The 14,973-nt window shown below is 56.6% G+C and carries 11 protein-coding genes; 3 read left to right on the plus strand and 8 right to left on the minus strand.

All coding sequences use genetic code 11. The features are described from left to right. Nucleotides 1-66: 66 nt before the first annotated feature. Genes J4772_RS08735 through J4772_RS08750 form a run of 4 tightly spaced genes read right to left on the minus strand, consistent with a single transcriptional unit; the run spans nucleotide 67 to nucleotide 4,814 of the window. A complete protein-coding gene (locus tag J4772_RS08735) occupies nucleotides 67-1,572 on the minus strand; it encodes an FGGY family carbohydrate kinase (RefSeq protein ID WP_209074923.1) in 1,506 nt (501 codons plus the stop codon). Further along, nucleotides 1,569-2,528 carry a transketolase family protein gene (locus tag J4772_RS08740; protein WP_209074924.1) on the minus strand — a complete coding sequence of 320 codons (960 nt, stop codon included), beginning with the start codon at nucleotides 2,526-2,528 and terminating at the stop codon, nucleotides 1,569-1,571. The genes J4772_RS08735 and J4772_RS08740 overlap by 4 nt, the downstream gene beginning before the upstream one ends. After that, the gene (locus J4772_RS08745) at nucleotides 2,521-3,381 is read right to left on the minus strand and encodes a transketolase (protein WP_116061727.1); all 861 of its coding nucleotides are present in this window, start codon (nucleotides 3,379-3,381) and stop codon (nucleotides 2,521-2,523) included. Before J4772_RS08745 ends, J4772_RS08740 begins: the two co-directional genes overlap by 8 nt. Nucleotides 3,382-3,383: 2 nt before the next feature. Further along, a complete protein-coding gene (locus J4772_RS08750) occupies nucleotides 3,384-4,814 on the minus strand; it encodes an L-fucose/L-arabinose isomerase family protein (protein WP_116061726.1) in 1,431 nt (476 codons plus the stop codon). A gap of 294 nt (nucleotides 4,815-5,108) precedes the next feature. Here J4772_RS08750 and J4772_RS08755 point away from each other — a divergent pair, with 294 nt between their 5' ends. The 3 genes from J4772_RS08755 to J4772_RS08765 all read left to right on the plus strand — a co-directional run bounded on the left by J4772_RS08755 (nucleotide 5,109) and on the right by J4772_RS08765 (nucleotide 9,912). Continuing rightward, nucleotides 5,109-6,188 carry a LacI family DNA-binding transcriptional regulator gene (locus J4772_RS08755; RefSeq protein ID WP_209074925.1) on the plus strand — a complete coding sequence of 360 codons (1,080 nt, stop codon included), beginning with the start codon at nucleotides 5,109-5,111 and terminating at the stop codon, nucleotides 6,186-6,188. Between the two features lie 673 nt (nucleotides 6,189-6,861). Beyond that, nucleotides 6,862-9,183, plus strand: coding sequence for a sensor histidine kinase (locus tag J4772_RS08760; protein ID WP_209074926.1), 2,322 nt, complete (start codon nucleotides 6,862-6,864; stop codon nucleotides 9,181-9,183). A gap of 3 nt (nucleotides 9,184-9,186) precedes the next feature. Continuing rightward, a complete protein-coding gene (locus tag J4772_RS08765) occupies nucleotides 9,187-9,912 on the plus strand; it encodes a response regulator (protein ID WP_116061702.1) in 726 nt (241 codons plus the stop codon). Nucleotides 9,913-10,155: 243 nt separating this feature from the next. Here the strand turns inward: J4772_RS08765 and J4772_RS08770 are convergent, their stop codons facing one another. From J4772_RS08770 to J4772_RS08785, 4 genes are all read right to left on the minus strand, one after another. After that, nucleotides 10,156-11,082: a nucleoside hydrolase gene (locus J4772_RS08770; protein WP_247741052.1), complete on the minus strand. Its 927-nt coding sequence runs from the start codon at nucleotides 11,080-11,082 to the stop codon at nucleotides 10,156-10,158. Nucleotides 11,083-11,376: 294 nt separating this feature from the next. After that, nucleotides 11,377-13,035 (minus strand): hypothetical protein, encoded by a 1,659-nt coding sequence (locus tag J4772_RS08775; RefSeq protein WP_209074927.1) that lies wholly within the window; start codon nucleotides 13,033-13,035, stop codon nucleotides 11,377-11,379. Nucleotides 13,036-13,053: 18 nt separating this feature from the next. Beyond that, nucleotides 13,054-14,094: a Gfo/Idh/MocA family protein gene (locus J4772_RS08780; protein WP_209074928.1), complete on the minus strand. Its 1,041-nt coding sequence runs from the start codon at nucleotides 14,092-14,094 to the stop codon at nucleotides 13,054-13,056. 44 nt (nucleotides 14,095-14,138) lie between these two features. After that, a complete protein-coding gene (locus J4772_RS08785; protein ID WP_209074929.1) occupies nucleotides 14,139-14,966 on the minus strand; it encodes a carbohydrate ABC transporter permease in 828 nt (275 codons plus the stop codon). Between the last annotated feature and the right edge of the window lie 7 nt (nucleotides 14,967-14,973).

The following is a 14,973-nucleotide window of genomic DNA, read 5'->3' on the forward strand; positions in this document are numbered from 1 at the left end:
TTCCTCCGTGTTCCTGTATTGGTGTTGGCGGCGCGCCGGCTTCCACAGTCGGCCGACGTCCGCAGCTTAATCGTCTCGCGACGTTTCTTCGGCGACGAGCACTGCTTTCACGGCGGCCTGCCAGCCTCGACTCAGTCGCTCTCGCGTATCCTTAGCCATATTCGGCGAATAAACCTTAACCTTGCGGTAAAAAGAAAACAGCTTCTCCCGATCCCACCATCCGAGGGCGAGCCCGCCCATATAAGCGGAGCCTAGCGCAGACAGCTCGGCCGCATCGGAACGGACGACCTCCGCATCCAGCAAGTCGGCCTGAAAGCGCATCAGCAGCTCATTGGCGGTAGCGCCTCCATCGACGCGCAGCTCGCGCAGCGGCTCGCCGGTCTCCGCCGACAGCAGCCGAACCGCGTCCGCGACCTGGAAAGCGATGCTCTCCAGCGCGGCGCGCAGCAGATGGCGCCGATCCGACGAGCGGTTCAGGCCGATGACGGCCGCACGAGCGCGAGCGTTCCAGTGCGGCGCGCCGAGCCCGACGAAAGCCGGGACGAGATATACTCCGCCCGTATCGGCAATCTCGGCGACGGCTGTCTCCAGCTCGGAATAATCGGAAAACAAGCCAAGCTCGTTGCGCACCCAGTTCAAGCAGTCGCCGGTAGAACGGATGACGCCTTCCAGCGCATACTCCGCTTTGCCATCGATGCTCCAGGCAATCGCCGCAACCAATCCCTGATTGGCTTGTACCGGCTTATCGCCCGCATACATCAGCACGGACGTCCCTGTGCCGTATGTGCCCTTGGCCATGCCCGGCAAGGTGCACTGCTGTCCGAACAGCGCCGCCTGCGAGTCTCCGATGACGCCCGCAATCGGCTTCGGAACCGGAAACAGCTCCGGCTCGTCCGTCATGCCGTACAGGGCATTGCTATCTCTCGCTTCGGGAAGCATGGACAGCGGAATGCCGAACCTCTCCGCCAATTCCTCGTCCCACATCAGCGTATGAATGTTAAACAATTGCGTTCGGCTGGCATTGGTGTAATCGGTTGCATGTACGCTGCCGCCCGTCAGCTTCCAGATCAGCCAGCTGTCGACCGTGCCTGCGGCCAGTCGCTCGGCCGGGATGCCGCCAGCGGCGTGATCCAGCAGCCAGCGCCACTTGCCTGCCGAGAAATAAGGATCGAGCGGAAGTCCAGTTTTGGAGGCGACGAGCGGCTCCAGCCCTTCCCGCTTCATCCGTTCGCACCAGTCGGCAGAACGGCGGCATTGCCAGACGATTGCATTGCCGACGGGCAGCCCGGTCTCGCGATCCCAGAGCAGCGCCGTCTCGCGTTGATTCGTAATCGTCAGGGCCGCGACCTCGTTTGGTCCGATGCCTGCCTGCTCCATCACGCCGCGAATGACGCCTTTAACGTTATCATACAGCTCTAGCGGATCATGTTCCACCCAGCCGTCCTGCGGATAAATTTGGCGATGCCCCCGCGAGCAGCGGTGCCGGATGCGTCCCTCCCGATCGGTCAGTACGGCTTTCGTGCCGGCCGTGCTTTGATCTACGGTGAGCAGATAGCGATCCAAGCCGCTCATTTCGCCTGTACACCGGTCCGCTTCAGCAATTGTTCGGCCAGCTCCTTGACGTGCTCCGCAGAGATCCCATAATGGCGGAACACTTCGGCCGTCTTGCCAGCGATTGCGGGCTCGTCGGGAATGCCTAGAATCCGCAGAGGAACGGGACAATGCTGCGCCGTCACTTCGGCGACGGCGGCTCCAAGCCCGCCGAATACGCTGTGCTCCTCAAGGGTAATGATCGCCCCCGTCTCTTCGGCTGCGGCGACGATTGCCTCCTCGTCGAGCGGCTTGATCGTATGCATATTCAGCACGCGAGCCCGAATGCCGTCCTGCGCCAGCAGCTCAGCCGCATCCAGCGCTACCCGCACCGTCTCGCCTGCCGCGATCAGCGTCAGATCGGCGCCGTCCTTCAGACGGACGGCTTTGCCAAGAACGAACTCGCGGTCGTCGTTCTCCTCGTACACGTCCTCGACCGGGTTCCGGCCGATCCGCACGTAGACCCCGCCTTCGTATTCAGCGATCGCCTTCGTCATCTTCTTCGTCTCGTGGCGATCGGCCGGAAGTACGACGGCCAACCCGGGGATGGCCCTCGTTACGGCGATGTCCTGTACGGAGTGATGGGACATGCCGAGCGCGCCGTAGGAGATGCCGCCGCTAATCCCGACCAGCTTCACGTTAGTACCCGAATAAGCGACATCTACCTTGATTTGTTCGATGCTTCGCATGCTCAGGAAGCATGCCGGGGAAGTCACGAACGGCGTCTTGCCGCTATGCGCCAGCCCCGCCGCAATGCCGACAATATTTTGTTCCGCAATGCCGGTCTCCACAAACTGCTCGGGGTAGCGCTTGGCAAACGGCGCCATGGCCGCCGAGCCGCGCGAATCGCTCGCCAGCACCATAATATCGCGATCGCTCTCGGCCAATTCGAGCAGCGCCTCGCACATCGCCTGGCGGTTCGGAATCGTATTAGGCATGAGTCCCGCTCCTTTCCTCTTCGCCTTCAAGCGCGGCCAGCGCAGCGTCGAGCTCCTCGTGCGCCTGCTTCAACTGATCGTCGCTCGGGACGTGGTGATGCCATTCCGGTTTGTTTTCCGCAAAAGAAACGCCCTTGCCCTTGATCGTATTCGCCAACACCAGCGTCGGTTTGCCGTCCGCCTCCGGAGAGCCGCGAAGCGCCTTCAACAGTTCGTCGTAATCGTGTCCGTCCACGGTGACGACATGCCAGCCGAACGCCTCCCATTTGCGATCCAGCGGCTCCAACGCCATGACGTCTTCCGTGCTGCCGCTAATCTGCAGCCGGTTGCGGTCGATGATGCCGACGAGATTATCGAGCTTGTAATGGGCTCCCGCCATCGCCGCTTCCCAGATCGAGCCTTCGGCCTGTTCACCGTCGCCCATCAGGCAAAATACGCGATAGGATTTGCCATCTCGCTTGGCGGCCAGCGCCATGCCGACCGATACGGCGAGGCCGTGGCCGAGCGCTCCGGTGTTCATCTCAATGCCGGGAACTTTATTGTTCGGATGTCCGATCAGCCTTGTGCCGAACTGACTGAACGTGGCCAGCTCCTCCTGCGGAAAATAACCGAGATCGGCAAGAATGCACCATAGCGATTCTACGCAATGTCCCTTGCTCGCCACGAAGCGGTCGCGATCCGGCAGCTTCGGATGGTGCGGGTCGTGCTTCATCACCTCGTAATAAAGCGCCGTCAGAATGTCCGCGTTGCTGAGCGAACCGCCGGTATGGCCGCCCTTCGCTCCATGGATCATCGTCAGCAGCTCCTTGCGGATTTGCAGCGATTTGCGTTTCAGCTCCAGTACAGTCGCCATCGTTACACACTTCCTCTCAGCCAGGCGCGAATCTGCTCTTCTGTCGGGTCGACCGGGTCCGGCGTGAGCCCCGGAATATACTGACAAGCTTCATATAGCGCCGGAATAACATTGGCGTGGATGCCTACGGAATGATGCACGTACGGCCCCTTCACCAGCTTCTCCTCCCACAGCGGCCAATCGTTCACCTCTACCCATACATATGAGCCGCGCGTATAGGGTCCCGCAATCCCCTTCGCCTTGCCGAGGAACAACTGGTATTCGCCATTGTCGCCGTCAAAGCGAGCCAGCGTCATGCTGCCGCCGCGAATCTCGCCCTCGTGCGTGCCCGGCGAGTGATCGTCGAACAAGAAGTGCTTGCGCATTTTCGGCTTGTTTTCCACGCTGAGCGACACGGGAAAGTTCCCGCAATGGAACAGCAGCTCGCCGTTGTCGTTCTCCGGGTGACGGACCGTAATATCGGCGAAAAAGGTCGGCGCCTCGTTCATCGCCGCCGCCTGAACCATAACGGATGTAATCGCTCCGTGAATATCGGTCTCGCAGGTGACCGGAATTTGCTCGTCGGTCAGAATCGCGTTAGCCAGGCATGGCATAATGCCGATCGCATCCTGCAGCGCGGACCAGCATTGAATCGCGATGGCGGTGCTGCCGGAATCGACCGCCAGCTTCTTCATCGCTACCTTGAGCGCGGCCACCCGTTTGACGTCGTCCTCGGTCACTTCGGCGATGTCCAGCTTATCGCGAATGTATGCGATTGCTTCCGTCAGCTCGGGGCCGCCCGATTTCTCGACCTTCTTCGCCGCGTTCGTAATGTCCACCAACGTAATCGGATGCAGCTCGATGCCGAAGCGCTCCAGCAGCTCGCCTTCGTTGCACATCATCGTCCAGAAAGAGGTCGGGCGAGGTCCGATCTGCAAAATCCGCAGGCTGCGGAAATGGCGCACGACATTAGCGGCCGCCACGAAGTTTTTGAAGCCGCGTTCGAAAACCGGATCGTCCAGACGGCTGTTCGTCACATAGGTGAAAGGCATCCCGAAACGGCGCAGCACCTTGCCGGTCGCGAACAGTCCGCACTGAGTGTCGCGCAGACGCATTCCGTTCTCGAGCGGCGCTTCGTCGCGCGGTCCCCACAGCAGCACCGGCTTGCCGATCGCCTTGGCGACCCGCGCCACCGTGTCCTCCGTACCGAAGTTGCAATGCGGAAAAAAGACGGCGTCGACCTTCTCCCTCTGCAAATGCTCGGCAATCTGCTCCGCTCCGATCCGGTCGTCGTACAGCAGTCCTTCTTCGTTCAATCCTTCCAGATCGACGATATCGATATCCATTCCGAATGAGTCCATTTTGTTGCGGATCTGCACCTTGTACTTGAAGGCATCCTCCGCGCTGAACGTAAACCTGCGAGTCGGCGCGTATCCCAGTTTCAGCTTTTTCATGTTCAGCCTCTCTTCTCCGTTAGTAGCGTTTTCCGTTTGTCATCGTCAGCAGAACTAAACATTCAGACAACAACTAAACTAATTCAAAATAAACAATTTAGTTAGTTTAGCGCTTTACCCTATCGTATCATCCCTAAAATAGACCGTCAACTCGATTTTTAGCTATAGTTTAGCTGATATAACTAAACCAATTAAGTTGTTAAGTTTATTCTGTTGCGCAAATGGAAAGATTAGTAGTAAACTAAACTTAATGACGCAAGCTATACATTCAGTTGATAGAACGGAGAAAATCCGATGAGAATGGAAGATATCGCTAAAATCGCGCAAGTGTCCAAATCCGCCGTCTCTTTGGCGTTCAGCGGCAAGCCCGGCATCGGGAACGAGACGCGGGAACGCATTTTGCGCATTGCCCGGGAAATGGGCTATAACGCCAAGCCCCGCGTCACCGCAACGGTACAGGAGAAAAGCTCGAAACAGCTCGTATTTCTCGTTATCACCAATCTGGGGATTATATCGGAGGAATATTATCAGCAGCCCTTTTTTCGGGAACTGATTCATTTCGTCGAGGAGCGCTGCCGCTCCAAAGGATATTCCGTCGTTTTTTCATCCGTAGATATGGAGCATTTCGATCAGAGCATCCGCGCCGTTGCCGACGATCACCGCAACAGCGGAGTCATCCTGCTCGGCACCAATTTGAGTCGGGAACAGATCGCCTTCGTCGCGGACAAGCTGCCGCAGCTCGTCGTGCTCGACACTTGCTACGATACGCTGCCGATTCACTTCGTCGAAATCAATAATGCAATGGGCGCCTATCAAGCGGGTGCGCATCTGTGCGACATCGGCCACAAGGATATCGGCTACGTCGCTTCCAACGTGCGAATTCATAACTTCGAGGAACGCAAAGCAGGCTTTGCCGCCGCGCTTCGGGAGAAGGGCTTAGAGGTCGCTCCAAGCCGGACGTTCTCGGTCGCGCCGACGTTGTTGTCGTCGCAGGACTCGATGCGCCAACAGCTTGAGGGCTGCCTTCACGCCGAGGGCAAGCTGCCTACGGCGCTTTTCTGCGAGTGCGATTATATCGCCATCAGCGCAATGAAGACGTTGACCGAGCTTGGCTATCGCGTTCCCGAGGACATATCCGTCATCGGCTTCGACAACATCAACGAGTCCGTGATCGTGACTCCGGAGCTGACGACGATCCATGTCGAGAAGGAGAAGATGGCCCGACTGGCCGTCGATCTGTTGACCGATCCCGCCGAACACGGCTCCAACGCCCGCAGCAAAACCCGAGTGGACACCCGTTTCGTCGCTCGGCTGTCTACCTGCGCTCCGACCGCCGCCGTCGGGATTGGCAGCTCAGGCTCGAAGCCCGGTTGAGCGCGGCCTGGCAGGCCGTTCGTCGCCGCTCTCCAACACGATATGAAATTTCGAAATTTCGAATTTCCGCTCAAAAGAATTCGGCCCTCTTCGTCTATTTGAGACCAACTTGTACGATTAATCATACAAATCTGCCGCCCCGACCGCCCCAACGCCGTATTTTGTACGATCAATTCTACAAAATAGACGCAGCGCCCAACAAAATCGCGGCATTTGTACGGTTAATCATACAAAGCCATATTCTTCAAACTAAATACGTCACCTGTCTAAAAAAAAGAGTCTCTTTCATACCTTGCTGAACCGCTTAAAAAAGCTCGAATCCCTTTACACCTAGGGCTGCGAGCTTTAACACGAGCTTGCCCGAAGATTGAAACTCGAAACTTGAAGCTCGAGTCCCGAGGCTCGAAACTCTAAACCCAAGCTCGAAACCCGAGGATCGAAACTCGACGCTCGAAACTCGAAATCCAAGCTCGAGTCCTGAGGCTCGAAACCCGAAACCCGAAACTCGAAACTCGAGCTCGAGTCCCGAGGCTCGAAACCCGAAGCCCAGCCTAAAACTCCGCCTAAAGCTCCACCGCCCGGACAATCCTTCCTAAAATGCCGCCCGTTTGAGCAGGAATCCTCGTAATCGCTATGGTACGATTCCCCTATATTGATTGATGGAGGAGATTCGATGAACGTTCAACCTAAGCTCGGCATCCAGGGGCCGGTGCTCGGCTGGAACGATCCGTGGAATCGCGCCGGCTCCGGTCGGCTGATGCGGACCGGAACCGGCAGAATGATTCCGCCGCAGGAGCCCGACGTTGCGCCCGAGTCGTATATGGCGTTACTGAAGGAGCTGGGGGCCGAATTTTACGTCCACCACCTGTTTCCGGATTTGCAGGAGCTGCCCGCACTGATCGAGGACTGCCGGAAATTCGGTCTTCGTCTAGTCGTCGGCAACGAATACGGCAATATCAACGGTCCGTGGAGCGAAGGCGCCAATCGTTACGACATCCCCCCGGAGGCACTGCGGACGCTGGCAGACAGCGGGCTGCTGGAAGCGCTGCTGCTCGACGAGCCCGAGCATCTGCAGATCAACGCGGCACAATATCGCAAGAACGAATGGTTCCCGCACTGGGGCAAGCTGCAGGCGGACAGCCTGCAGGAAGCGCATGGGCAATTCGTAGAGAAGGTTCAAGAGGGGCTAGTGCCGCTAAAAGCAGCCTTGGAAAGTAATCAGCCGGTTCTATCGGAACAGGTTTTCCCTACGCTGTTCCATGCCCAGGCGAGAGCCGGCATGACCCCGGCGCCGAAAATGATGAAGGAATCGTTCCATCCGCTCCAGCTCGGCACGGCGCTTGGGGCGGCGAAGCAATACGACCGAGCGCTCTGGATTTGCGCCGACCTGTGGGGACCGGACGTAGGGGCGTGGCCGACTCGCCTCTCCGGCTTTCCCGGACATTCGCCGACCGAGTTTGCTTCCGCTTTGCGGCTGGGTTACCATATGGGACCGTCTCATCTGTTCGTGGAAAATATAGACGGACTGCTTCTTACGGGTGAAGGAGGAAAGCTAGAATCGACCGTTTTCGGGGAGGAGTGGCTGCGGTTCGTGAGAGAGTATGTGCCTGCCCATCCGCTGCCTTACAATCATCGGCAAGCGCGGGCGACTGTCGCGATCGTTCACTCGGACGACAAGTATTATTCTTCCGAAGTCGGAAAATACTCCATCTCGCTCTATCGGCTGCTGTACGACGAATATAACGTGCCGATCGGAGCGATTGAGGTCAAACAGTACGCGCACCGCATTCTTGCAAGCGCTGCCGATTTCGAGAGCAACAATCCGTATAACGGACATATTTACGTGCTTAACCGGGAAGGTCGGATTATCTATCCGTTCGAACACGACAGCCAGCGGAGCGAAGCGTTTCGCAGCCTCGTTGCTCCGATAGACGGGAGCAGCGACTCTTATCGCAGTCTTCCTTTCACCGATCCCGTCACGGAGGAGAAACAGCTGCTGTCGCTGCACTATTCCGCGTCGACCGGCTGGTATACGATTCTGACGACTTCGGAAAGCGACTTGTTCCGGCCGCTTAAGAGATTTACGTTTCAGCTGTTCGGCACCGCCTTCGTGCTCCTTGCTCTCGGCATCGGCCTAAGCTTCTATGCAGCCAACAAAATTACGTTCCCGATCTATCGGATTCGTCGCGCGGTACGCAACTTCTCGTTCGAGCATATCGGTTCCAACATTATCGCCCAGCAGAAAATGAAAAGCGGCTTCATCGAGCTGGACGAGCTGCACGATGCGTTCCAGAGCATGAGCGAACGGCTGAAGCAGTCGCTGGACAACCTGCTGCTGGCCGAGGCGCAAAGTCTGCAAGCGCAGTTGAACGCCTTGCAATCTCAGATGAATCCTCACTTCCTGTACAATACGTTAGCCAATCTTCAGGAAATGGCCGAGCAGCAGATGAACGGGCCGCTGATTGCGACGATCGAGCATATGTCGGATTTCCTGCGGTACATTACCTCTAAGGAGCGGCAAGTGCCGCTGAGAGACGAACTGATGAACACGATCAACTATTTGGAAGTCAATCAGATTCGCTTCGGCGAACGGCTGACTTACTGCGTTTCCGTGCCGGACGAGCTGCTAGCGCAGACGATACCCAAGCTGGCTGTGCAGCCACTAGTCGAAAACTGCATTAAATTCGGCACCTCCCAAGCTCCTCCCTGGAGGGTCGAAATTATCGGCACGATGACCGACTCCAGGTGGCAGATCGAAGTGAGAGACTTCGGAAGCGGCTTTGAACCGGATAAGCTCGCCCGGCTGCAAGCCAAACTCGCTTCGCTGGAGAAGGAGAGCAACCTTCCGGCGCTGGAGCTGAACGGAATGGGGCTCCTCAATATTTATTTAAGATTGAATTTGATTTATGGCGAACATAAAATTTTTGAAATTCGCAACCTTCCGGAGGGCGGTGCGTCCGTACGCATCGGAGGGCTGCTGCATCAGGAGGGATAAGTCATGAGGGACATTACGTATTCAACGGTAATAGCGGAGGACGAGGATCTGATTCGCAGCGGCTTGATCCGCAAAATCGAGCAAAGCCGGCAAAGCTTCGCCGTCGTCGGCGAAGCGACGCATGGAGAAGAAGCTTTGGAGCTCGTCCGGCGCGTGCAGCCGCAGCTGCTCATCACGGACATTCGCATGCCCGTCATGGACGGGCTGAGGCTGATCGAAGAGGTGCATAAGTATTATCCGAGAACCGCGATCATTATCGCCAGCGGATATGCCGACTTCGAATACGCCCGGCAAGCGATGAAATTCAACGTCAAGCACTATCTGCTGAAGCCGGTCAAGCAGCAGGATCTCGCGGATGTACTGGACGACGTTCGGGCACAGCTCTCGAAGGAGCCTATTATCGAAGCCAATGATATCGAGAAAACGGTGCAGCGCGTTCAGCAATACTTGCGCGAGCATTTTCACGAGGAAATTAGCCTGGAGCAGCTTGCCAAGCAATTCAACTTCTCCTCCGCGTATTTAAGCAAAATTTTCCTCAAGCATACCGGCGAGGCGCCATCGAAATATATTGCTACATTAAGAATCAACGAAGCGAAGCATCTGCTCAAGCATCGAAAAGATTTGCCCGTCAAGACGGTCGGCGAACAGGTCGGCTACGGCGATCCGTTTTATTTCAGCCGCATTTTCAAGCAGGCTACGGGCATGACTCCTCGCGATTATCAGAAGTGAGCGCGAACGGGGTTGAATTTTCCTGATTTCTCTATCGGCTCGGGTGGATTGTTTAAGACCGTCTCGTGCACTTATCCACCCAACACCGACTCAGACGGATCGATTTAGTCCCTCCCAGATACTTATTCATCTGTCACCGACTCAGACGGATCAAATAAGACTTCCGTCATCCGTTATGGGATAGCCCCTCCGCGCGAATAGGCAGTCCCTGAGAGCTGCCTATTCGTAATTTCCCTATTTCCCTTACTCGGAAGATTTCAGCTCGTAAAAAAGCTGAAGCTTGGCGTACAGATCCTCCATAATGAACCGGGAGTCTACGCTTTTGTATACCCGGATTTGTCTTGCCGTTCCAGGATGATCGTAGCCCATATCGTTCCGAATTTCCGGGGCGTACCGCAACTCGTAATCGAAATTCTGATCGTCGATCAGCAGGGACACCGCCGGCGAATCGCCCATATTCCACGACTCTCCGGGCGGCCAGCGCAGCGTATGCGTCGGCAGCATATTGAATTCTTCCAATTGGCGGAATAGATATTCGCCGATTGCTCCCCATGGCTTTACCTTGACGGCAAGCTCCGCGAGCGAGACGCGCGGCATTTTATAGACGTCTCTCGGAACCTGCCACAGCGGGATGTCGGACCCGAACACGATGTTGGCGGCAGCGACGTCGTTGCCCAGATTAAATTCCTCTCCGCCATGCGGGTAAGCGCCGCCTCCGATCCAGACTGCCGTCAATCTTCCCGCGATTTCGGGTTTGGCCTTGTAGGCCGCCGCCAAGTCCGTAATGGCGCCGAGGAAGATCGCGAATAGCGGCTCCGTCTCATCGTCCCGCATCGCCTCGTCAACGATAAACTGCGCTCCCTCGCTTATAACTGGAGAGTCGAGGTTGAGGCAACCGGTCGAACCCCGGTATACGTGGTAATCTTCGCTCATGTCCATCAATCGCAAAATCCGCTGGATCTCGTCATAGGACTGCTCCATGGACGTATCCGTTCTGTTCGTGCCAAAATGTGTCGCAACAAATCCGCGTATATCCAGCTTTGGCGTCAGCAGTGCCTGCACGATCGCATACTGGTCGTCCGCCTCGTTCGCTGCATCGGTATTGACGATAACGCGCACGCGTTTATTGGCCGGTACCCGATAAGGAAACCGTTCGAAAATTGGATGCAACCGCAAACTCCCCTTCCCGTGATAACGATACTTTTCCTCGAATGCACTTCCAAGCCAGGACTAAACAAATTGAAAACATAAGCTTAATAGCCGTTGCGTCGTATCCTATCGTAGCATCCTAAAAATGTATGGTCAACTAAATTTAATCCGTAGTTTAGGTTTATAAACTAAACATTAGAATATTAGTTTAGTCAACTTTATTCCATAATATAGAAGGAAAATCAGGGTGCATCCGCTTAGTCGGAATTCCCCTGATCCATTTGGAAGTAAGCTTGTAGGGAACGAGCGACGCGATTAACCCCCACGTTTTCCTACAATCTCAAAATCTAGCGTGAAGCCCGCCGCATCTCCCCGGAACATCCTCACTTCCCCGCTGCCAAAACGTTGTCGCCAGCAATCTCCGCCTCCGATGAACGGCTCCAACGTCTCCTGCACCGCGTCATTGTCGAGAAAGCTATCCGCCACGATCCACGTGCCTTCTCCGACCCGACCGCTCGTTCGCCAGCGTTCCGGCACAAGCCAAGAAGCAATGATGACGGCTGCGCCCTGCTCGGCACGACGGCGAACGGTCAACAATGTCTCCTCTGACAGTCTCGTACCGGCGACGACGATCAGTCGAGGGGTGCCTAATAAAGCCTCACCCACCCGTTCGTCATACACGAGCACGTTGTTAATCGGATAGAACAACGGATGCATTCGTTCCTTAGGCGGCATCGCAACGCCTCGTTCCAATGGAAAAGCCTCCTGCGGAAAATCGGCCTTCAGCTTATGGCGAGGAAAGGAATAGCCCGGAATGTGCATACAGCTCCCATGCGCGGGAATTGTGCGATGACTGAGCAGATGCCAGACATGGAACACGCTTTTGCCTTCATCTCCGGCCGTCAGCCCATGATTGCCGTAGAGCCGCTCGTTTTGGCCGTAATTACTATCGTCCGCATGGATAAAGGCAATGTCGGGCTCTGCTTCCGAATGGCTCCAGGACAGCGGATTTTCCGGAACGTATTTGCGTGCGAATTCTTCCCATACTTCTCCGAATTCCGTCTTGCGGAACTCGCCCCCCTCGTACTTCAGAAGCACGTCGACGTTCTCGGCGAACAGATGGGACGGCCCCATCCAATACCCCATCCTTAGTGCGGAAGCATACTCCTCCGGCGAGTGACCGGGAAAACCGGAAGTACGGGTAAACCAAGGTCCCGCATCCGGTCCCCACAGATCGGCGCATATCCAGAGTCGGCGTCCGTATTGCTTCGCCGCTCCGAGCGCTGTCGACAGTTGCAGCGGCTGGAACGATTCCTTCATTATTTTCGGACACAGGTCCATGCCCCCGCGCGCATGCGTATGAAAAAGCACCGGAAACACATGTTCAGCTATGAGAGGCGCATCGCCTGACTCAAAGCCGCGGCTCTCCAGCAATCGACGAACGCGAGACGTCGCGGCGGCAACCGTTTCGACAACCGCCTCCTGCGACTCGGCAAGCGTTAAGCCGTTCGTCGCTCCCCAATGCGGGTAAAATCCGTCTTTACGATATTGCGCCGCATTAATTTGCAGATGCTCGGGCTCATCGTACAACAGCCCCATCAGCCGTCCGCTTTCGGCCGCCTCCAGAACGTCGGCGTCGGCAACGTCGAAACGGCTGGTTCCCTCTATATAAGGGCCGTTGATGTTGCCGTATTCATTGCCGAGACAGACATCCATCCCGCAGGCCTCGGCATCGCGCCAAAGCCCGACATGATCCGGCGCTCCCGGAATTACGTGATGGACATAAAAGTCGGCGCCCAGTCGCCCGATCGCGTCCATAAAATCCCTCGGCGGCGGAGTCTGATCCTGTGCCGGAACGACGCTTCCGGTACCCGTGCGCATGATGGAGGCGGATCGTTCTTCTTCCCATGGGTCCAGCCAGGACACCGTCGGTCCCTGAATCCCAAGACGCGGTCGTCCTTCAAAATGCTTCATTCGGTCTCTCTCCTATTCTTAGCTCCGTTGCCCGCTCCTCTTAGAAGAACGGTAAACTTCCAGTACTAAGGCGAGCGCCTCTCTACCGGCTTCCCCGGCAACGGTCGGCTCCCGTCTCCGAATAATCGCATCGACGAAGTCTTCGTATTGCCGAACGAAGGCCTCCTGATTAGAAGGGATAGCCGATTCTCCCCCGATGAGACCTTGCTTGTCCAATTCCTCCGTCTTCTGAACTCCGGAGCTTCCATTGCCGTTGTTCAAATCAAGCCTAGTTAACGACTCGCCCTCCAGCAAAGCGGACCCTTTGGAGCCAATCACTTCTATTCTAACGGGGGAACCGGGAAAGGCCGACGTCGTGCACGACAACGTCCCCATCGCGCCGTTGGCAAACTTCAGCAGCGCAACCGCGGTATCCTCCGTCTCCATCCGCTCGTGGGTCATCGTCGCGGTATGTCCGGCGACCTCCGCGACCGGCCCCAGCAGATGCAGCAGCAAATCGACGGTATGGATGCCTTGATTGATCAGGACGCCGCCGCCGTCTCCCGACCACGTGCCTCTCCAGCCGCCGCTGTCGTAATAAGCTTGGTCCCGATACCAGTGAACGCAAGCGGAAGCCAGCACCGGACGGCCCAACTCCCCGGCCTCTAGCAAAGCTTTAAGGCGGACGACGCCAAGGTCGAAACGGCGCTGCGAAATGACGCCCAGCCTAAGGCCTCGACTTCGAAAGGCGGCGATCGTCTCGTCCGCCTTGGAAAGCGAAATATCGATCGGCTTCTCGATCATCGCATGCTTGCCCGCTCCGGCGGCGCGAATCGCGATATCGCCGTGACTGCCGCTCGGCGTGCAGATCGCGACGGCGTCGATATCCTTTCGTTGAAGCAGAAGCTCCAGATCGGTATAGCCGTCCAGCCCCCAGGCTTCGGCGAAAAAAGCAAGACGCTGCGGAGATTGTCCGACGACGGCGACAAGCTTCGCGTTCGGCAACGACGCTATCGCCTTTGCATGCGTCGAGGCCACTGCTCCGCAGCCGATCAGTCCGAATCGGATAGAGGAAACCATGGCCGATTCTCCCTTCATGTATCCGCAGCATAGGCGAGATAGATTTAAGCTTTGACGGCGCCGCTGGTCAGCCCGTCCACAAAATACTTCATTGCGAAGCCGATGACTAGCATAAGCGGAACGGAAGCCAGCACGTAAGCGGCCATCATCGGACCGTATTCCGTCGCGTATTCGTTCGAGAACGTCATAATTCCGGTGACGATCGGCTTCAGCGCCTTGTCGTTAATCGTAACGAGCGGCCAAATATAGTCGTTCCACGAGGAGTGGAAGTTCAGGACGGCGATCGTACCGAGAATCGGTTTGGACAGCGGCAGCACCAGACTTCTTAGAATACGACCCTCTCTAGCTCCGTCTATACGGAAGCTCTCGAACAGATCCTCCGGCAAGCCCGCGAAAAAGCTGCGAAGCAGAAATACAGCAATGATGCAGCCGCTGGCGATCTGCGGAAGAATTACGACCGCGTAGGTGTTCAGCATTCCCATGCCTACCACCAGTTTGAACATGGGGATAAGCAGCAGGACGGCCGGAACCATCATCAACGCGATAACCAGGTAATATAGAATTTCCCGGCCGGGAAACCGGAATCTCGCGAACGAATAGGCCGCAAGAGCGGCCACAAACACTACGCCCGCTACGGCGCACACCGCAATAATAATCGAGTTGAGCGCGAACGGAACGACCGTGTCGAACGCCCGTTTATAGTTGTCCCATTGGATGACGTCCGGCAATTGGAAGACGCCCATACTGACCTGCATTTTCGACTTGAACGAGGTCAGCACCATAATAAGCACTGGAAAAAAGCTGAACAGCACGAACAAAACCAGCAGGCCGGTTAGAATAATAGAAACGTACTTTCTGTTATGCGATGACATCGAGAAG

The organism is Cohnella sp. LGH (assembly GCF_017671885.1).
GTDB classification, from domain to species: domain Bacteria; phylum Bacillota; class Bacilli; order Paenibacillales; family Paenibacillaceae; genus Cohnella; species Cohnella phaseoli.

Bases quoted from the DNA above. Each gene is read 5' to 3' on its own strand.
- J4772_RS08780 (WP_209074928.1), bottom strand. From the start codon at position 14,094: ATGGTTTCCTCTATCCGATTCGGACTGATCGGCTGCGGAGCAGTGGCC.
- J4772_RS08765 (WP_116061702.1), top strand. From the start codon at position 9,187: ATGAGGGACATTACGTATTCAACGGTAATAGCGGAGGACGAGGATCTG.
- J4772_RS08735 (WP_209074923.1), bottom strand. From the start codon at position 1,572: ATGAGCGGCTTGGATCGCTATCTGCTCACCGTAGATCAAAGCACGGCC.
- J4772_RS08785 (WP_209074929.1), bottom strand. From the start codon at position 14,966: ATGTCATCGCATAACAGAAAGTACGTTTCTATTATTCTAACCGGCCTG.
- J4772_RS08775 (WP_209074927.1), bottom strand. From the start codon at position 13,035: ATGAAGCATTTTGAAGGACGACCGCGTCTTGGGATTCAGGGACCGACG.
- J4772_RS08740 (WP_209074924.1), bottom strand. From the start codon at position 2,528: ATGCCTAATACGATTCCGAACCGCCAGGCGATGTGCGAGGCGCTGCTC.
- J4772_RS08755 (WP_209074925.1), top strand. From the start codon at position 5,109: ATGAGAATGGAAGATATCGCTAAAATCGCGCAAGTGTCCAAATCCGCC.
- J4772_RS08750 (WP_116061726.1), bottom strand. From the start codon at position 4,814: ATGAAAAAGCTGAAACTGGGATACGCGCCGACTCGCAGGTTTACGTTC.
- J4772_RS08745 (WP_116061727.1), bottom strand. From the start codon at position 3,381: ATGGCGACTGTACTGGAGCTGAAACGCAAATCGCTGCAAATCCGCAAG.
- J4772_RS08760 (WP_209074926.1), top strand. From the start codon at position 6,862: ATGAACGTTCAACCTAAGCTCGGCATCCAGGGGCCGGTGCTCGGCTGG.